The sequence below is a fragment of the Thermococcus sp. 101 C5 genome (genome assembly GCF_009372125.1).
GTDB classification, from domain to species: domain Archaea; phylum Methanobacteriota_B; class Thermococci; order Thermococcales; family Thermococcaceae; genus Thermococcus_A; species Thermococcus_A bergensis.
On sequence record NZ_WHIZ01000040.1, the window covers coordinates 1 to 18,180 of the forward strand.

Genomic DNA, 18,180 nt, shown 5'->3' on the forward strand with positions numbered 1-18,180 from the left:
ACCCCTCAAACCTCCCTGCCAATGGCGAGGGGTTAACTCGTTGGAACCCTCGCCCTTCAGGGCGGGGAGGAGGTCAGATAATCCTCAACTGTCCAGTGAAACTCGTATCCGGGGAGCTTTCCTTCTGGAGTCTCGACATCGTAAATATGCGGCCCCCTATCAAAGTAGTTGAACTCAAGCTCAAAATGATTCTTCTCCGCCCATACCCTTCTGAAGGGGTGATACTCGTTAACGAGAAAAAGACCTCCGGGCCTTAGTATTCTGCAGGCTTCTCTGTAATAGGCTTTTAAGTCGCTTACCCATACCGCAACATGACCCCCTGTGTAAACTATATCAAAGCTTCCATCCTTCAGGGGTAGCTTTGTTACGTCAGCTCTCACAAATTCAATGGTGGCGTTGAGTTCCTTTGCCCTCTCAGCGGCGATTTCAAGCTGATTTTGTGAGATGTCCGCGGAGGTTACCTTTGCTCCCATACCCGCAAACGCAAAAACCGCTAAATTGTCCCCGCTCCCGAGAACTGCCACGCTTTTTCCTCTAACATCGCCAAGGTATTTGAGTTCTATCTCGTTGAAAACCGTTCTTGGATCTTCATATGCTTTTCTCCATAGATTTTCAATCCTCTTTTGCCATTCTTCAGCTACGGCTTCCCATCTTCTTCTGTTTGCTTCGTGATAGGGATTCACGTTTAACACCAATGTAAGCTTGGTTAGGAATTAAAATTAGTTTTACATTTTCATAACCTTCCCAACGTGAAGCGCCTCTACGCTTCCAATCTCAGCTTTGAGATAGGCGTACTCATCTATACCCGTACAGTGTCCGGGATAGAGCTTCTTTATTCCAAAATCTTTAAAGCCCTTTACTACATCCTCGAGAATATGTCTTTTAGCGCCTCTCAGGTGCAAACCACCCACCAAAGCGAAAATAGGTTTGTAAAAAGTGCTTTTTGCATGCATTGCTATGTTTAAAATCCCGCTATGCCCACACCCGGTTACGATAACCATCGAGGAACCAATATCCAATATTAAAGCCATATCATCCCTTATAGGGTCCTTAACCAGCTTTTTTCCTTTCACGAGATACCCTACAGCCCTATCCCAGGTTGTTCTCTCTATCTCACCGCTTGTGTACATCCCCTCAAAAATCTTAGTGGATTCCTCCCTTAAAATGAAATTCGCTCCAAGTCGTTCAAGATATTCCTGTGAAAAGGGAATCCCTATTTCCCGGCGTTTGGGCTTTAGTGCAATCCTTCTCAAAAATATATCCGGATGAGCATAGACATCTATGGAGCTCTTTCTTGCGTCTAGAAACTCTTTCAATCCTCCAGTGTGGTCGTAATGGCCGTGAGTAAGAAAGAGTGCCTCGACTTCTTCCGGCGATACATTGAGTGCTTCCATATTGTGGAGTAAGACTCTTCCATCGCTTCCGGTATCTACCAGGATTTTCTTTCCATTGTGCTGAACTAAAACTGAAAACCCATGCGCACCCAGCAGACCCTTTTTAAATCCGGCGTGGTTTTCGAAGAGCACGGTAATTATCATTATCTATCCCTCAAACGGGAGTTTACCAAACTCCACTTCCAGTGTTTGGGTTGTCCTCCATACAAACGCTCCTTCTCCCTTAAGAACATGCTTTCTCATATCTCCCTGAGGCACTCCGTTAGCTTCATAAATCATGCTCTGCAGGTCTGGATCGTTGTAAAGAACTAGCGTTGGTCCCGGTATGTTAAGGAGATTTTCCGCAACGTATCTGGAACCTAATACTGTAACCCTCCCCCTCATGGGTTGAGTCAATAGAGGAATGGCTGCACTTCCGGGGGTTGTGTAGAAAAGAACCGCCGCATCATCGATTCCAATTAATGTGTTCCTTCTATCTCTGATTGCTGCTGCGAGAATTAGAAAAGCCATTCCCACGGTACTTATGCTGTAGGTTTTTCCAAAGTCAACCAAAATGGTCTTACCGAGCTTGGGAACTTCTCCCTCAAAAAAGGTCTCATCGAGGGCAGTGTAGACTTCTCTTATGACCTCCCCGTACTGCTCCTTTGACTTGGCTGCACCTGCAACACTGTTAACTTTGCCCCTTAGGATATCGGCATAGAGCTTATCGGTAAGAGAACGATCCAATCCGTATATGGTCTGAATTATTGTTGCAGCAGTATAAAAGTCTTTCAAGAGACCTTTTTTGACCATTTTTATGGGGTCAAGGCCTGTAGGCTTATCGTCTTCTATTTCTATAATGGTATCGAATTTTTCCTTAGGATACTTCCCCCTTGTATCAAAGAAAATCAGCCCGTATTCTTTTTCGAGAAATTGGTCTCCGATGTAATCTATAACTCTCGTGGGGTCGTCATCGATGCCAACAACCTTTAGTGTTCTGCCGTGATAAACCGGGTCATAGTGTATTTCTCTCTCTTCATACTCCAAAATCTTTACAGCGAGTTTGCTGTACTTCATAGACTTCACCAAAGAAAATAGGAAGAGAAAGTATAAACGACTTTCCCTCAGGAATAAATAATCACCAATTACCTCGCCCTCTTCCCATGCCGTGGCCTCTACCCATTCCACCGCCTTCAGCTCCCAACACTGCTTGGGTTAACTCTCCTCTCAGAAAAGCCCTTACTGCGTCCTCTACCCTCATGGTGGGAGGAGCTGAGACGAACTTTATACCTGAAGCTTGAAGTACTTGGGCAGAATTCGGGCCAAATTGCCCAGCTATAACAACATCTACCCCTTCATCTATGCAAAACTGAGCTGCTTGAACTCCAGCACCTCTAGGAGCGCTTGCACCAGGGTTAGGAACCACTTTAACGTTCTTTACTTCTCCATTTTCAACATCCACTATAGTAAATGTAGGTGTTCTCCCAAAGTGTTGGTTGACAAAATCATCTAAACCTCCTTCTACTGTTGCAACTGCTATTCGCATCTTACCACCTCCAGATAAATTAGGGAAACCGAATTTAAAAAAGTTTGCATAAGCTCAAAAACCTCTCCAAGGATGGGCCCTCAAAAATTGCCGAAGGACGAAAAGTATCAGAAGACCCAGTGCATACGGCAGAGCTACCAAAAGGAGCTTCACCAAAAAGTAAAGCACCCCAACTATAATAAGCGCATCAACCAAACCATAAAACCCTCTAAAGGGATAACCCATAAAATTATGCCTCAGATGGTTTCTTCTCATCCCGCGTGGCATGTTTAATCCTCCAAAAAGTAGGGAAAAAGAGCTCACCACCAGCCAAAGAATCTCGCAAACCAGTTCCTTCTATTTGGCATTCCTGTCCGAGGGCAGTACCCAAGTCTTGCTCCCCATCCATTGCCTCCTCTTCCCCAGCCACGTCCAAATCCCCTGCCAAAGCCACGACCTCTACCTCTACCCCATCCATAACCGGGACCAAATCCGTAAGCAGGATATGGTGGGACTGCATAAGGAGGAGTTGAAGTAGAAGCGTAATTTCCTGGTTGATTTGCAGGAACCATTGGGCCATATGAAGGCATTATTTCTCCTGTTTGCTGGACTTCCCCTTTGATAACTCTCTCCACAGCTTCTTTAATTGGAGTTCCTGCCGGAAAGATATAGTACCTTATTCCCGCTGCCTGAAGGGCCCCCATGGCATTAGGTCCTATTTGTGGGGCTATCACAGTGTCAACACCCTCATTTATTAGTGCCTGCACTGCCATCGCACCCGCTCCTCCACCAGCGTAGGCCGCTTGGTTCTGAATTACCTTCACGTTCTTTATCTCACCGTTTTCAACGTCGACTATTGTGAAAGCTGGTGCCCTCGCAAACACGGGAGCAATTGTATCCTCCAGCCCTCCAGAGGTTGCACTTGGTATTGCAATCCTCATTTTTCATCACCTCCTTCTATTATGTGCATATGCACAAAAACTTAAAAGTTTTTCGGTTAGCCTAATTAACAGGAAATGATTGGTAAAGATTACGATTATGTTTTGGATTTCTTTTCTCGAACTTCTTCCAGAAGTTCTTCGAAATGCTCAACAACTCTTCTAATAGCACTTTCTAAATCTCGAGTTCGTGTAAAGAACACCACTTTGTTTGTCTTATCTTTTATACGAAGGAAATTTGGCCCCATTCTGAATGCTGCAAGAACATCCACCTCCTCCAGCTGGTTGATTATAGCTCTAAACTTTCCTGGATCACCATGCCTCTCATCCTCTTCTCTCATCGTTTTAGCTTTGTTTTCCCGTTTTTCCAGCAATTCAATGCTCCCGTCGTCGCAAATTTTGTAGATAAGGAAGAAGTTTGAATCTCCGTAGTGGGCTTCTGTCAACATTTTCTCGTCTTCCATTCCGAATGCCACCTTTAGGCACCTCACCATTACCACCAATATAGCATATGCACAAAATTTTTAAAGTTTTAGGTTTCCCTAATTGTGGAGGTGAGTAAAGTGCAAATAGCCGTGAGTGGAGGGAAAGGAGGAACAGGAAAATCGACGGTAGCAGTTAACCTCGCGATAGCCTTGCGAGAGTATTTCGACTTAGCTCTGGCGGATTTAGACGTCGAGGCACCAAACGATCATATCCTCCTTCGAGTTGAGTTGCAAAATGAGGAACCCGTTCATATGTTCATGCCACGTTTTGACTATTCGAAGTGCACAAAGTGCAGAAAATGTGCCGAGGTTTGTGAGGAAAACGCAATAATCACAATGAAGGATGGAACACCGTTTCTAATGCCCACCTTATGCTCTGGGTGCAGGGCTTGTGAAATAGTCTGCCCAGTTACAAGAGCAATATTAGAAGGAGAAAAGCTTATGGGACACACTTACCTCACTGAGACGCCTTATGGGTTCCCTTTAGTTACCGGAAAACTGCTGGAAGGTGAAGAGAGAGCAATGCCAGTTGTAACCGCTGCAAAAAGGAGGGCGAAAACCCTTAACAAGGAACTACTACTTGTGGATACTGCCGCTGGTACAAGCAACACTGTTTCCAAGGCTTTGGAAGATTCAAAGCTTCTCATAGCGGTTACTGAACCTACTCCACTTGGCCTTCATGACTTGACCCTTATCCTCGAGCTCGCCAAATTAATGGGCATAGAAGCATGGGTCGTTGTCAATAGGGCTGATATTGGAGAGAAACAGAGAGTAAAAGAGATAGTAGAAAGATACAACGCTGAGATAGTTGGGGAAATCCCATACAGCGAAGCTATTATCAGGAGTTACGTTAAAGGAAAGCCCATAGTTCTAACCGATAGCAAAGAAGCGGGGATTTTCAGGAATCTTGCTAAAAAAATAGCTAATTATCTGGGGTGATTGAAATGCAGGTTGCGATAGCGAGCGGGAAAGGTGGCGTTGGAAAATCAAGCGTAGCTGCTTCACTCATATACCTCCTAAAAGACGAATACTCCCTAATAGCTGTTGATGCCGATGCCGACGCTCCAAACCTCGACCTGCTCTTTGGAGTTGAAAGTTGGGAAGAGGAAAAAGAACTCATAGGAGCAAAAGTCGCAAAGATAAACACCGGCACCTGTGTAAGGTGCGGCATATGTGCTGAAAGATGCCCCTATGACTGCATAAAGATTGTTGATGGGAATTACGTGGTTAATGAGCTAACTTGTGAAGGTTGTGGGGTTTGTAGACTTGTATGCCCCGTGGAAGGTGTAATAACTCTAGAGGAAGTTCGCTCAGGCATAATCAGGAAGACTACAACAAAATACGGCTTTCCCTTAATTTCCGCTCAGCTTGATGTTGGAAGACCCAACAGCGGGAAACTCGTTACGGAAGAAAAAGAATGGGCAAAGAAAATTATGAAAGAAGAAAACTTAGAACACATGATAGTTGATTCGGCAGCTGGAATAGGGTGCCAGGTAATAGCAAGCCTCGGAGGGGCGGATGTAGCAATCCTCGTAGCAGAGCCAACTCCCGCTTCATTAAGTGATGTGAAGAGGGTTTACAAGGTTGTCCAGCACTTCAGAGAGCCAGCATACCTTATAATCAACAAAGCAGACTTAAATCCGGGCTTTAAGGGATTGTATGAGTTTGCAGAGGCAGAAAACATACCAATAATTGGCGAAATCCCCTATGACCGAGCAATTCCAAGAAGTATGACAATGCTCAAGCCAGTGGTGGAAGCTTTCCCAGATTCAAAAGCTTCAAAAGCCCTAAAAGAAATCGCCGAGATTATTAAGGGAGAAATTTTAAGGTAGCTCTCTGCTCTTTAATTTTCTCATATAAAATCTCTTTCCTTCATACTCCAGTTCTATAAGCTTTCCTTCTGCGATGAGCTTCTCCACAATATCCCATCCAGCGTTGGCTTTTTTCAAAAGCTCCCTCAGAGCGTCCTCACGCATTGGATGAACTGCAGTGATGCTGAGTATGTCCTCCTCTACATTCCCGGTGAAAGCAAAAGCATTGCCCTCATACCCTATAAGGTATTCGACCCTTTCTTCCCCAATTGCATCGGCAAATACATGAAAAGCCATGTTAATGACGTCTTCCCTGGCTGGTTTGACCCATTTTTCCCATGGCGGCCTCGTGGGAACTGCTATATAAGCCATATCCGGTTTTAACTCTCTTAAAAACTCAGCGATTTTCTTAAGCTCATCTCCATAATTTATCCCATCTATGAGCATTGTTTCAGTCACGATCTTGCCTTTGAAGTCTCTTCTGAACTCTAGGATTCCCTCAAGGATTTTGTCTAGTTTTAAGGTCTTGTGTGGGCGATCCACTTTTCTCCACAGAGCCTCAGTCACTGCATCGAGCTTTAAAGAAACAAAATCGAGCTTTAAGAGATCATTCCTGACGTCTTCTCTCCATATAAGGGAGGAGTTTGTCAGAATTGCCAATGGAATATTAAAGGATTTTAGCATCTCTATTTCTTCTCCTAAATTGGCGTCGAGGGTAGGTTCGCCATCGGGCACAAAGGTTAGGTAATCTATGCGTTCTCCCCTCTCCCAGGCTTTTTCAACTTTTCTCTTAACCTCTTCAAAGATGAGCTCTGGAGGATAAAAAGGCCTTCTCTTGACCTCCATCCTCAACGTTTTTCCAATCTGACAGTAAACGCATGCATAAGAGCACACCTTATCTGGAATGTTGTTTATTCCTAGGCTTTTACCCAACCGTCTTGAGGGCACAGGGCCAAAGGCGATCATGAGCTCACCAGTGTTAGGTTAGCCTAAAGGCGTTTAAAGATTTTGGAAACTTTCATTAAGATGAAGCCCCGAGAGAATATTGATGACATGCAAAATATGCGGATATGAATCGGAAGAGATTAGTAAATCAATCGGAGTCTGCGTCAACTGTCTACGAAAAAATCCCAAAGAAGCATTAAAAATAGCACATAAATCCCATCAAAAATGGCGGAAGCTCATAGGGTTGCCTCTTAAGCCCCCGAAAGAAGGTATTAAATGCTCAATCTGCGTAAATGAGTGTAAAATTCCAGAGGGAAGCTCTGGTTACTGCGGAATAATATGGAACAAAAGAGGGAGGCTAATCCCCATAACTGGAAACTTTGATAGAGCTTACCTCCACTGGTACCTTGATCCTCATCCAACAAACTGTGTCGCAGGGCCAGTTTGTCCGGAAAAAGAACATAGAGGATTTTACAACCTAGCGGTCTTCTTCGCTGGATGCAACTTAGATTGTCTTTTCTGCCAGAACATAGAACATAAATACATGATAAAAAACGGGAGCATAGATCCCTTTGAGGGAATTCTCATAGGCTCAAAAGAGCTGGTAGATATAGCAATGAGAAGTAGGGTCTCATGTGTGTGTTATTTTGGCGGTGACCCTACTCCACACAGTCCCTATGCAATAAAAACCTCAAGAGAAGTTATTAAAAGGGCTGAAAAAATTGGAACAACAAAGAGAATTTGCTGGGAAACAAATGGTCTCGAAAATCCAAACATGATGCGGGAGATGGCAAGGTTAAGCTTGAAAAGCGGAGGGATAGTGAAAATTGACTGGAAAGCCTATACTCCAAGTGTCTACGAAGCTCTAACAGGAATCAACGGAGAAAAAGCCCTTCAAAGGATAAAAGAGAACGTAGCACTCATAACTTCAATGGACAATAGAAAAGAGCCTCCCTTACTAGTTATAAGCACTCTTGTTGTGCCCCATTACATAGATGAGGAAGAGGTCGGTGGAATAGCGAGGTATCTTGCCCAGCTGGATCCGGATATACCCTACATCCTTCTGGCATTTGCTCCTCAACATCTAATGCACGATATTCCAAATACCAGCAAAAAACAAATGGAAAATGTGTACAATGCGGCCAAAAAAGAAGGATTAAAACGAGTCTTCGTCGGAAATATCTGGCTCCTTAGATGACTCCACTTTTGGAACTTCATTTCCCTGTGCAAGGATTATTAGCTCTCTCCCTTCAACAAGCATCTGAGCAACTTTTTTCCTTGCAGAACTTAGAGCCCTCCAAACCGTGCCTCTAGAGACCCCCATCCTCTGCCCAGCTTCCTCCTGCGTTAAGCCCTCGTAATCCACCAGTCTTAGTGCTTCAAATTCTTCATAAGTCATAAAAATCGGGGGCTGTGGAGGGCCAAAAGGGGGCTTGGCAGGATAAAAATGTCTAACCTCAGGGATAAATCCTATAAATCGCATTTTTCGTCTTCTACCCCTTCTCCATCCCATCCCGCGTGGCATTTTAACACCTATCTTAAAGTCGGGTTTTTCCTTTTTAGAGTTTTCGTGCAGGACAATATCAATAAAGCTCTCCAATATTATTTTCTTCTTTGAGCTCTTGTTCCTTCTTTTCCACCCACTTCTCCATCCATTTAGAATAAACTCTAAGAAGGATGTACACCAAAATAATTGAGACAACAATCCCAACAAGAGATTTATCCGTAACGGGCCTACTCGGTATATAGGGCATCTCCTATCATTTTCACATAAGGAGCTTTTATATTTAAGTTTTTGGATGAGGATAATCAGCTCCGGCGTGTTTATAAACCCTCCCATCCAAGAACATTGTGATGTACCTGCGTAAAGACATTATCCAGCCGAGGGTTTATCAGGAGGTAATCTACGCAAAGTGCAAAGACAGAAACAGCTTAGTTGTCCTGCCGACTGGTTTAGGTAAAACGCTGATAGCCCAGATGATTGCCGACTACAGGCTTTCTAAATATGGGGGCAAGGTTTTAATGCTGGCTCCAACAAAGCCCCTAGCATTACAGCATAGAGAAAGCTTTTTGAGGCTTTTTAACCTCCCTGAGGAGAAGATAAACACTCTAACAGGTGAGATACCGCCCGAGAAGAGGGAGGAAATATGGAAGAAAAGCGTTATCATTACCGCTACCCCTCAAACGATAGAAAATGATCTCGTTGTTGGGAGGATTAGCCTTGAAGATGTTGTCCTGCTCGTTTTTGATGAAGCACACAGAGCTGTGGGGAACTATGCTTACGTTTACATAGCGAAGGAATATATGAGACAGGCAAAGCATCCCCTAATTTTGGGTCTTACAGCTTCTCCTGGGAGTGATGAGGCAAAGATTCGTGAGATTGTTAAGAACCTCTTCATAGAGCACATTGAGGTCAGAACCGAGAACTCTCCCGATGTTAAACCTTACGTCCAAAGGATAAAGTTTGAATGGGTTAAGGTTGAGCTGCCGGAGATTTACAAAGAAGTTAGAAAAATTCTAAGGGAAATGCTCAAAGATTCGTTGAAGCCTTTGGCTGAGGCAGGGCTTATCGAGAGCGCTTCTCCAGATGTTCCGAAAAAAGAGATTCTCAAAGCCGGGCAGATAATAAACGCCGAGATGGCAAAGGGCAACTATGATGTAGGAAAACTCATGTTTTACCAGGCAAAAGCCCTGAAGCTCCACCATGCAATAGAACTCCTTGAAACTCAGGGTTTATCAGCTTTGAGGGCTTACCTTAAGAAACTATATGAAGAGGCCAAGATGGGAAAGACGAAATCAACGAAGGAACTGATGCAGGACCAAAGAATGAAGAAAGCAATAGCCCTTCTCGTTCAGGCAAAGGAGCTCAGGCTCGACCATCCAAAGCTTGATAAGATGAAAGAGCTTGTCAAAGAGCAATTGAGCAAAAAGCCTGCCTCAAAGATAATTGTTTTTACAAACTACAGGGAAACTGCAAAAAAGATCGTAAAGGAGCTCCTTCAAGAGCAAATAAAGAGCATGCGTTTCGTGGGGCAGGCTAATAAAGAAAATGACAAAGGTTTAAGCCAGAAGAAGCAAAAGCAGATTTTGGACCTCTTCTCTCAGGGAGAATTCAACGTTCTCGTTGCCACAAGCGTTGGGGAAGAAGGTCTGGATGTTCCCGAGGTAGATTTGGTTATCTTCTATGAGCCGGTTCCTTCCGCTATAAGAAGCATCCAGAGAAGAGGAAGAACCGGAAGGCATAAGCCCGGAAGAGTTGTCATCTTTATGGCAAAGGGTACAAGAGATGAAGCTTACTACTGGAGTTCCCGCAATAAGGAGAAGCAGATGATCTCTCTCTTAAAGAAGGTGGAGGATATGGTTAAAAAAGAAAAACAAGCCTCTCTCTTAGGTTTTGTAAAGCCGAAGGAGAAGGAGGAAAAAGCTGAGGAAGTTGTCGAAAAGGGGGAAGAGCCAGAGAAAGATGTGTATGAAAAGCTTCCTATAAAGCCTATTTTTGTGAAAAAGCCGAAAGGGATTGTAGTTTATGTTGATTCACGCGAGCTTAAGAGCCAGGTTCCAAAATTGCTGAAAGAACTTGGTGCCCATTTAGAAGTCAAAACCCTCGATGTTGGGGATTACATAGTGAGTGAGGATGTGGCTATAGAGAGAAAAGCCGCTAATGATTTTATCCAGTCAATAATAGATGGCAGGCTTTTTGATCAGGCAAAGCGTTTAAAAGAGGCCTATCCCAGACCGGTCATTATTATCGAAGGAGAGCTCTACGGAATTAGGAACGTGCACCCAAATGCTATTAGAGGTGCCTTGGCTGCTTTAACTGTAGACTGGGAGATCCCAGTTCTTTTCGCTAAAGACCCAAGTGAAGTTGCCAGTTACATTTACCTCATAGCCAAGCGTGAACAGGAGGAGAGAAAGAAGGAAGTGGCCATTAGAAGTGAGAAGAAGGTCCTAACATTAGCTGAAAGGCAGAGGTTGATTGTTGAGGGGCTGCCCTATGTGTCAGCAACCTTAGCAAGAAGGCTCCTTAAACATTTCGGGAACGTGGAGAGGGTTTTCACGGCAAAAGAGAGCGAATTAATGCAGGTGGAAGGAATTGGAGAAAAAATCGCCAGAGAGATAAGAAAAGTCATAACAGCACCATACGAAGAAGAAAAATAGAACTCATGCATATATAAAGCAGATAGAACTTTCTGGACTCCCAAATGTGGGAATGGATGAGATAAAGGTGATAAAGCTCGGGGGAATCTTGAACGTGGGACAGGTAATAGGCAAAGTCTCCGTGAGTGAAACTGCTATCCTGCAAAAAGAATACGACCGCATATTTGAGCAAATAAAAAAAGATAAAATAGTGAACATAGTCGTTGGGTTTGATAAGTATTTGACTCTCTTGGGAGACAAAAAAGACATTCTTAGTACCCTGCATGACGTTCTAAAGTACGTGGGGAATGAGAAGAGGATAGCCTTCTACTTCGTAGACAGAGATTTGTTGGAGCTTTCCATACCCATGACTCTTCCAATACTGGAAGAAGGATTCACTAGAGTTGTTAGAATTGAAGGGAATCATAGAAACCCAAAATTCACTATTCTAAAGTCTTTGGGATTTTAGTGTGCCCCGGAGGAGCGAAGGGGAGTCACAGCTCGCCCCTCGCTCATCCCCCGCGGTTTCTCCGGGGCATTAGTATTTAGCAGGGAAAAATCAAAAACTTTCCCATAACCGGGAGGAATAAATGTCCCAAGACTTCATACCCATGGCTCATGAAAAAGGTTATATAGGGCTTCTTCTCTAAAATAAAGTGGTGATAGCTATGAAAATTATTGAACTGGATATAAAATTGCCCTATGATGCAAGAGGAAAAGTTTTGAGTAAAATTTTGAGTGAAGTTAGGGGAAAAATTAAGGACATACACTTCTTGCCCCCCACATGCAAGGGTGTTAGTGAAATAAGAATGGAAGTTGCAGAAGAAAACGTTCAAAAGCTTCTCGAAGATCTCAAAAAGATAATAAAAGATGGAAAAATAAGCTTCAAGATACTGAGCGAGGCTTAGCGCCTAAGTAGTGATGTAACTCCGCCAGCAGCAAATACCAGCAGCTGGAATGCTTTGTACGCCTCGATGATGTCTCTTGCTTCAAACTCCACTGTTTTTCCGTCTATTCTTCTTGCCCCGGGGAGAAGTTCTCCGGCGTCCGCCATGCCACTGTTGTTGAAGGTTAGTTTCACCCTAACCGGATAGTCAAGTTTTAGGGGCTTTGTTTCCCCGTTTTTGTATTTTTCAACAGCTCTGAAAACGGCGTTCTCAAGTTCTTTCTTAATTTTCTTCATGCTTGGGCTTATAGCGGAATACCTTGAGAATGCCTCTTTGAATGCCACTCTCTCAGCCCAGGGAGTGAATTTCTCCACGTCGTCTTCAAGAAGTTTCTTGTCTCCTCCAACAAGGATTACCGGAATGTTGAAATGTCCCACAGCAAAACCGTTTAGGAGAAATTCGCTAACTTCAATGCCGTTTAACTCAAGTCTTCCAACGTTTGCACCGCTGTATGTGTGGTCAAAGATTGCATAAGGTGTTCCTGCCTTTGCGTGATAGCCAAGGAAAAGGGCAACGTCACAACCCTCTGCCCCGGCTACCATGGCCATTGGCCTTGGATAGCCCCTAACGAGGTAAACGTATTCGGGGAGCTCCTCGGGAAGAAGGTTTACCATTGGGCCGTGGCTGTCAGCTATAACCACTTCGTCAAACCCCGCCCTGTGAAGGGCATCCGCAGCGGTTAAAGTTATTTCCGTGGCTATTTTCCGAGCCTCGTTGTATAGAGCGCCTTTTTCTACCAGATGCTCCAGACTTACAACAAACGGCATCCCTTCTAAGTCCACAGATATGAAGGCACGCATGTTGGTCACCCATTAAAAATTCAATCGAAGGGTTAAAATAAGTTTCGCATCTTTCAAAAAAGATAAATAAAATGGATACAAAACAGGGAACAGGGAAACTAAATGAGCCAGGTAGTTGAGTTTCTAAAAATGGTTATAGGTTATTGTGTGGCTCATTCTGACCTCCTCCCCGCCCTGAAAGGCGAGGGTCCATTTTAGCTCCTCGCCAACGGCAGGGAGGTTTGAGGGGCTTCACTAAAACCCATTAGAGGAGGGCTTTTCAGCCCCTCGGGGAGGGTCTTCCCCCCGTTACCCCTACCTCCCGCTAAAGCAGGAAGGCTCGGGGTTATCTTTTCAACTGCCTTTCTCAAAATGTTGAAAGCGCCAACCAAGTCAGCGTTCATTACAACGCCCTCTCCACGGCACTTGAATAAACCCCTAAAAATTCTACCATTAGAGTGGCGCTGGCCGCAGAGAGGGCAGGTTTGAGAAGTGAAAGCCTCATCAACAAGCACAACTTCAATACTATACTCTTCAGCAACTTCCTTTAGCCTTTGTATTACTGTATTAAACCTCCAAACGTGGGAGAGTATGAAGTTTTGCTTTTTACCTTTATCAGAGTTCCTCGCTATATCCTTTGGATAGCCAATTACAATTTTACTAACGCCTATCTCGTAAAGCCTTTCAACAGTCTGCCTGACTGCAGTGTTAATGTAGTGCCTCGCCTGTAGTTTGGTTTTCTGATGCATTCTCTTGAGTTTCCTGCTTGCCTTGTATCCCGACTTGTTGAGTTTTGACTGGTATTCCGCTATTCTTTTTTGCCAGTAAAAGGCAATGCTTTTGAGAGGTCTCCCGTTCACGAGAAAAGCTTCACCATTCTCAACGTAAACGGCTATTAAATTGTTTACCCCCAAGTCTATTCCTGCCGTCAGGTTGCTCTGTGGCTCTCTTGGAACTTTAACCCAATCCCCGTTAGTTAGTCTTTCTTCGACCGTGTAGCTCACGTGAGCGTACCACTTGCGTCTTGCCTCATCGTAGATAATCTCAAGCCTCCCCTGCTTGCCCTTCAAGTGTATTCTCCCCTTGAATTGGATTTTTAGTGTTTTGAATTTTCCTAGGCGTCTCAACTCGATCATGTTGCCTTCAATTTTGTATTGGTCGTTTCGGAGTGGGATGATGAAGAGTTTTCTCCCGTTCTCCTCCTTGACGAATTTTGGGGGCTGTGGTTTGAACCATTCTGACAGTTCGCCCCTCTTTTTCTTCTTGAGGAGGGAGAAAAAACTACGCCAGGCTTCAGCATTTTTCCTCGCTAATTGATGAACTGTTGAACCACCAACCCAGTCCTTGAACGTGTAATAGGTTTCCTTCTCCGTTGTTCCAAAGTCTATCTTGCCGAATTCTTTAAACTGTTTTAACCGCTCGTAATTGATTTTATTCCAGATTACTGCAGTAGCTTGGGCTAGCTCAAGAAGAGTTTTTTCTTGTTCCTTTGAGGGTTGGAGTTTTACTGTTACCGTTCTTTTCATTACTCCTCATTATTAATTTTACGCCTTTGGATTTAAAAATGTTTTTACTTTCCCACTAAAAGGGCTTGTTTATGGTTGGCTGTACCCCGCCCTGAAAGGCGAGAAGTGAAGCAAGAAGGGCGAGCCCTTTTAATTCTAGGGCTTAACTTCTTTAACTCCCCTTATAATGCTCTCAAGCCTTTTTCTGGCCTCTTCCAGAGAGCCCGCCTTTTCTATTGCTGTCCCGGTAACTATTATATCCGCACCGCTCTGGGCGACTTCCTTCGCATCCTCATAGCTCCTTATGCCTCCACCAACGATGAGGGGGACATCAATTACAGTTTTAACAACCTTAATCATCTCATTCGGAACATGCTCCGGAGCACCGCTTCCCGCCTCAAGGTAAACGAGCCTCATTCCCATATACTGGCCAGCTAGGGCGTAAGCGGCAGCTATCTTTGGCTTGTGCCTTGGAATTGGTTTGGCATCACTAACCCATCCAACAGTTTCACCAGGCTCTATTATGAGATAAGCCATTGGTATGGGCTCAATCCCGTAGCGCTTTACTGTAAAAGCTCCAAGCGCCTGGGCACCAGTAATGAAAAAGGGATTCCGCGAATTGAGGAGGCTCATAAAGAATATTGCATCTGCATATTTGCTTATCCCCCCATGAGAACCAGGGAAAAGTATCACAGGCAGGCTGGAGCTCTCTTTTATTGACTTAACGACCTCATCAAGAATTTCTCCCTCTGCTCCTGTGGAGCCACCTACCATTATTGCGTCCACACCGAGTTCCTCACTCATTTTGGCAAGTTTCCCGGCAGTTTCAGGAGAAACATCATCCGGGTCTAGGAGAACAAAGTGAAGTTTTTCTTTCTCGAGCTTCTCATGAATGTATGATTCAACCTTCCCCATTCTCAGCATTCTCTTCCCTCCAGTTCATAATATCTTCGTAACTTTTAACTCTTTTCCACCTGGGGCCTCTTGAGTTTAAGATGTTACATATTGTTCCATCCGGAGGAATTGCAGAGTAATATAAATTCGTTTTTACCCCAACATCACTTGCCCCAAAGCCTTCAATCCCTTTAAAAACTTCTCCCACAGTACGGGAGAGTTCTTCTTCAAGTCTTTCCTCGCTGGGTATTAGATAAGCACTCAAAAGCCGTGCTTTTTGAAGAAGAAAATCAATATGCCAGTGAAGACGTTTTTTCTTTTTGAAATGTCTTGCAACTCTTTTTTCAAGGGAGTTCATAGCGGAGCCAACGTAAATGTAGTATCCTTTTTTCAAACGAAACTCCCGGGCTTTTGTTCTTATATTTGCATCTCTTTCCAGATAGATTACAAGAAGATAGGAGCCCTTCATGTTTAGAACTCTGCAAGAGAATATATAAGGGCTTTGCAAGGGCAAGGCAACAAAGTATATAAAGCAACTATTGGAACAAAAATCTGAAAGAGGTGCCCAAGATGGTGGATAAAAAGAAAAAACGTCCCATTGATGAATTTCCATGGCAGGAGTATGATAAGGAAGAATTTAAGGAGAAATACCCTCACCTAGCTAAGGAACTTGAAGAAGAGCCCGGTCTTGTTATCGAAGGCTATAGAGTGGAAGAGGAAGAAGAGGAAGAATTGATGGATTTTTCCGGGTACAATCCTACGGTTATTGACTTCATAAGAAGATGCGAGACCGATGAGGAAGCTTTGGAAATTATTAACTGGATGGAAGAGCATGGCGAGATAACCCCCGAGCTGGCCAAAGAACTCAGAATAAAGCTCGTGAAAGAAGGTGTAAGAAGCTTTGGAACCAAAAAAGAGTGGGGATGGTACGAAAGGCATAGAAAACGTTAGATATTTCCAATTCTCTGGAGCACCATACCCTCTATTCTTATTGGCTCCATTCTCCTTGCCTGAATTATTGCCTGGTCAAGCCTAACTTCGCTCTCTGCGTGTATTGTAAAGAGTGGGTCCCCTTCCTTAACTTTTTCTCCAACTTTAACGTGGAACAAAATTCCGGCCCCTTTGTCTTCCGGAGCTCCAGCGGCTCTTGCTATTGTCGTTATCGCTTTGTTGTCGATCTTTGTTACGTATCCAGAGGTTTGAGCTACGAAGGTGTAGGTTTTGTCACCTATTGGAATGTCCTCGGGCTTTATATTTGGATCTCCGCCCTGTTCGGCTATTATCTCCTTCAGCTTTTCGTATGCTTTTCCGCTTTCGAGGATTTCTTTTGCCATCTTTTTACCCATCCCTGCCGGTGCCACTCCACCCATCTCAAGCAGAATTCCTGCCAAGCCTGTGGCCTTCTCCACCAGGCTTCCCGGACCTTTACCTGTCATTAAGGTCTCTAGGGCCTCTTTGGCCTCAAGTGCAGGGCCAACGGTATGTCCTATAGGCTGACCACCATAAGTAATTGCCGCTTCCACGTATTGCCCAAGCCTCTTTCCAAGCTCTATGAAGTCTTTTGCAAGAGACCTCGCTTCTTCTATGGTCTCGACCTTTACCCCCTCTCCCGTTGGTATGTCTATGAGAACGTATTGGGAACCCATGGCGTACTTCTTTGACATTATGCTCGCAAGCATAAGCCCCCTTGGGTCAATGCTTAGGGCCCTTTCGGCTTTAATCGTTAGGTCGTCAGCGGGGGCTAAGTTAAGGGCTCCACCCCACACTAAACAGGCACCTATCTTTTCCACAATCCTCTTTATTTCATCCAATGAGAAAGTCACTGGAGCGAGGACTTCTACCACGTCAGCGGTTCCAGCGGCGCTTGTTATCGCCCTTGATGAGGTTTTTGGAATTGTCAATCCGGCTGCAGCAACAATTGGAACCACAAGCACGTTTGTTTTGTTTCCAGGAACCCCACCTATGCTGTGGACGTCCATAATTGGTTTTCTATCTATATCCAGCATGTCTCCAGTCTCTGCCATTGCTACTGTGAACCAGGCAATCTCGTCCATATCAAGCCCATTTATCTCGAGCGCAGTCACAAAAGAACTTATCTCTATGTCCCTGAGCTTCCTGTCGACAATGTCTTTCACAATAGATTCTATTTCAACTTTCTTAAGCTTCTGACCACCCATCTTTTTCTTAATGTACCTCACACTTTCAGGAGTTCCTGCCGGAACTATGTTTACTATTTCCCCTTCAGAAAAGGTATAAGCGCGCATTATATCCTTTGTAACTCCTATTTCTCCTGACTGAACCATGTTGCTTATAACTACATCCCCATATATCGTCCTTTTTGCGGTTTCTATCTTGATTAAATCCTCCGGGTGGAGTTTTGCTTTCTTGGCATCTTCCTCGTTGATTACTACCATAAATCTGCCTGTCTCTACGTCAAGAATTTTCACTTTTGCCCTCATGTTTTCACCCCCCGAATGAGCGGGGATTTAACAATATTACCCGAGAATACTTAAGTTTTTCCTTAAGGCCGGGCGTGTTTATAGTAACCTTTATTAGGGTTTTTGCTGAATTCTTTCAGGTGGTTGCCGTGATCCCCAGATGGGATCACAGACTCAAAGACCCTGAAAGCGTGGCATTCACAATTCTTGACGTTTTAGCAGACTTCGAATCAGAAGGAAAGCTGAAGAACCTGCCAAAATCCAAAAAATTTCCAGTAAAAACAATACTGGCAATACTCCTCTTTAAACAATACTACAACCTACCCCTCAGAGACGCCCAGCACTACGGCAGAAAATTCTTCGGAGCAAACATTCACTACTCAACCCTCCACAACTGGGAGAA

At 44.2% G+C, this 18,180-nt stretch carries 21 protein-coding genes; 8 read left to right on the plus strand and 13 right to left on the minus strand.

All coding sequences use genetic code 11. From position 1 onward, the window contains the following. Positions 1-56: 56 nt before the first annotated feature. The 6 genes from GBV73_RS07005 to GBV73_RS07035 all read right to left on the minus strand — a co-directional run bounded on the left by GBV73_RS07005 (position 57) and on the right by GBV73_RS07035 (position 4,327). Positions 57-683: a class I SAM-dependent methyltransferase gene (locus GBV73_RS07005; RefSeq protein ID WP_172967215.1), complete on the minus strand. Its 627-nt coding sequence runs from the start codon at positions 681-683 to the stop codon at positions 57-59. A 42-nt stretch (positions 684-725) separates the two neighbouring features. Then, positions 726-1,538, minus strand: a complete 813-nt coding sequence (locus GBV73_RS07010; RefSeq protein WP_152880339.1) for an MBL fold metallo-hydrolase — start codon at positions 1,536-1,538, stop codon at positions 726-728. A 3-nt stretch (positions 1,539-1,541) separates the two neighbouring features. Beyond that, positions 1,542-2,450, minus strand: a complete 909-nt coding sequence (locus tag GBV73_RS07015) for a hypothetical protein (protein WP_152880365.1) — start codon at positions 2,448-2,450, stop codon at positions 1,542-1,544. A 61-nt stretch (positions 2,451-2,511) separates the two neighbouring features. Further along, positions 2,512-2,919: a NifB/NifX family molybdenum-iron cluster-binding protein gene (locus GBV73_RS07020; protein WP_042701252.1), complete on the minus strand. Its 408-nt coding sequence runs from the start codon at positions 2,917-2,919 to the stop codon at positions 2,512-2,514. Between the two features lie 299 nt (positions 2,920-3,218). Then, complete coding sequence (locus tag GBV73_RS07030) at positions 3,219-3,839, minus strand: NifB/NifX family molybdenum-iron cluster-binding protein (RefSeq protein ID WP_152880343.1); 621 nt, start codon at positions 3,837-3,839, stop codon at positions 3,219-3,221. Positions 3,840-3,934: 95 nt separating this feature from the next. Next, complete coding sequence (locus GBV73_RS07035) at positions 3,935-4,327, minus strand: NifB/NifX family molybdenum-iron cluster-binding protein (RefSeq protein WP_042701258.1); 393 nt, start codon at positions 4,325-4,327, stop codon at positions 3,935-3,937. Between the two features lie 72 nt (positions 4,328-4,399). Here GBV73_RS07035 and GBV73_RS07040 point away from each other — a divergent pair, with 72 nt between their 5' ends. Beyond that, on the plus strand, positions 4,400-5,260 hold the full coding sequence (locus GBV73_RS07040; protein WP_371717055.1) for a P-loop NTPase: 861 nt from the start codon (positions 4,400-4,402) through the stop codon (positions 5,258-5,260). Between the two features lie 5 nt (positions 5,261-5,265). Beyond that, positions 5,266-6,153 (plus strand): P-loop NTPase, encoded by an 888-nt coding sequence (locus GBV73_RS07045; RefSeq protein ID WP_152880345.1) that lies wholly within the window; start codon positions 5,266-5,268, stop codon positions 6,151-6,153. Here the strand turns inward: GBV73_RS07045 and GBV73_RS07050 are convergent. Further along, entirely contained in the window at positions 6,145-7,098 is a 954-nt protein-coding gene (locus GBV73_RS07050) for a radical SAM protein (protein ID WP_152880347.1), read from the minus strand. The two genes, GBV73_RS07045 and GBV73_RS07050, sit on opposite strands and share 9 nt — an antisense overlap. An 82-nt stretch (positions 7,099-7,180) precedes the next feature. Between GBV73_RS07050 and GBV73_RS07055 the strand changes: the two genes are divergently transcribed. After that, positions 7,181-8,275: a radical SAM protein gene (locus GBV73_RS07055; protein WP_216643938.1), complete on the plus strand. Its 1,095-nt coding sequence runs from the start codon at positions 7,181-7,183 to the stop codon at positions 8,273-8,275. Here the strand turns inward: GBV73_RS07055 and GBV73_RS07060 are convergent. Continuing rightward, positions 8,234-8,602, minus strand: coding sequence for a DUF134 domain-containing protein (locus tag GBV73_RS07060; protein WP_152880351.1), 369 nt, complete (start codon positions 8,600-8,602; stop codon positions 8,234-8,236). The two genes, GBV73_RS07055 and GBV73_RS07060, sit on opposite strands and share 42 nt — an antisense overlap. Positions 8,603-8,931: 329 nt before the next feature. On the opposite strand from GBV73_RS07060, the gene GBV73_RS07065 reads away from it, so the two are divergent. The 3 genes from GBV73_RS07065 to GBV73_RS07075 all read left to right on the plus strand — a co-directional run bounded on the left by GBV73_RS07065 (position 8,932) and on the right by GBV73_RS07075 (position 12,122). Then, complete coding sequence (locus tag GBV73_RS07065; RefSeq protein WP_152880353.1) at positions 8,932-11,235, plus strand: DEAD/DEAH box helicase; 2,304 nt, start codon at positions 8,932-8,934, stop codon at positions 11,233-11,235. Between the two features lie 13 nt (positions 11,236-11,248). After that, the gene (locus GBV73_RS07070) at positions 11,249-11,683 is read left to right on the plus strand and encodes a DUF257 family protein (RefSeq protein WP_083965074.1); all 435 of its coding nucleotides are present in this window, start codon (positions 11,249-11,251) and stop codon (positions 11,681-11,683) included. Between the two features lie 199 nt (positions 11,684-11,882). Beyond that, the gene (locus tag GBV73_RS07075) at positions 11,883-12,122 is read left to right on the plus strand and encodes a hypothetical protein (RefSeq protein ID WP_152880369.1); all 240 of its coding nucleotides are present in this window, start codon (positions 11,883-11,885) and stop codon (positions 12,120-12,122) included. Here the strand turns inward: GBV73_RS07075 and GBV73_RS07080 are convergent. From GBV73_RS07080 to GBV73_RS07095, 4 genes are all read right to left on the minus strand, one after another. Then, on the minus strand, positions 12,119-12,961 hold the full coding sequence (locus tag GBV73_RS07080) for a M55 family metallopeptidase (RefSeq protein WP_152880355.1): 843 nt from the start codon (positions 12,959-12,961) through the stop codon (positions 12,119-12,121). The genes GBV73_RS07075 and GBV73_RS07080 overlap by 4 nt on opposite strands. A 194-nt stretch (positions 12,962-13,155) precedes the next feature. Next, complete coding sequence (locus tag GBV73_RS07085; RefSeq protein WP_152880357.1) at positions 13,156-14,466, minus strand: RNA-guided endonuclease TnpB family protein; 1,311 nt, start codon at positions 14,464-14,466, stop codon at positions 13,156-13,158. Positions 14,467-14,601: 135 nt separating this feature from the next. Beyond that, the gene (locus tag GBV73_RS07090) at positions 14,602-15,369 is read right to left on the minus strand and encodes a geranylgeranylglyceryl/heptaprenylglyceryl phosphate synthase (protein WP_152880359.1); all 768 of its coding nucleotides are present in this window, start codon (positions 15,367-15,369) and stop codon (positions 14,602-14,604) included. Then, entirely contained in the window at positions 15,347-15,808 is a 462-nt protein-coding gene (locus tag GBV73_RS07095; protein ID WP_152880361.1) for a DUF123 domain-containing protein, read from the minus strand. The genes GBV73_RS07090 and GBV73_RS07095 overlap by 23 nt, the downstream gene beginning before the upstream one ends. 101 nt (positions 15,809-15,909) lie before the next feature. Between GBV73_RS07095 and GBV73_RS07100 the strand changes: the two genes are divergently transcribed. Continuing rightward, on the plus strand, positions 15,910-16,290 hold the full coding sequence (locus GBV73_RS07100; RefSeq protein WP_004069716.1) for a DUF2095 family protein: 381 nt from the start codon (positions 15,910-15,912) through the stop codon (positions 16,288-16,290). On the opposite strand, the gene GBV73_RS07105 is transcribed toward GBV73_RS07100, so the two are convergent. Further along, positions 16,287-17,798, minus strand: coding sequence for an AMP phosphorylase (locus GBV73_RS07105; RefSeq protein WP_152880363.1), 1,512 nt, complete (start codon positions 17,796-17,798; stop codon positions 16,287-16,289). The two genes, GBV73_RS07100 and GBV73_RS07105, sit on opposite strands and share 4 nt — an antisense overlap. A gap of 74 nt (positions 17,799-17,872) precedes the next feature. Between GBV73_RS07105 and GBV73_RS07110 the strand changes: the two genes are divergently transcribed. Further along, on the plus strand, positions 17,873-18,180 hold a 308-nt coding region (locus tag GBV73_RS07110; protein WP_152878814.1), incomplete at its 3' end, for a hypothetical protein.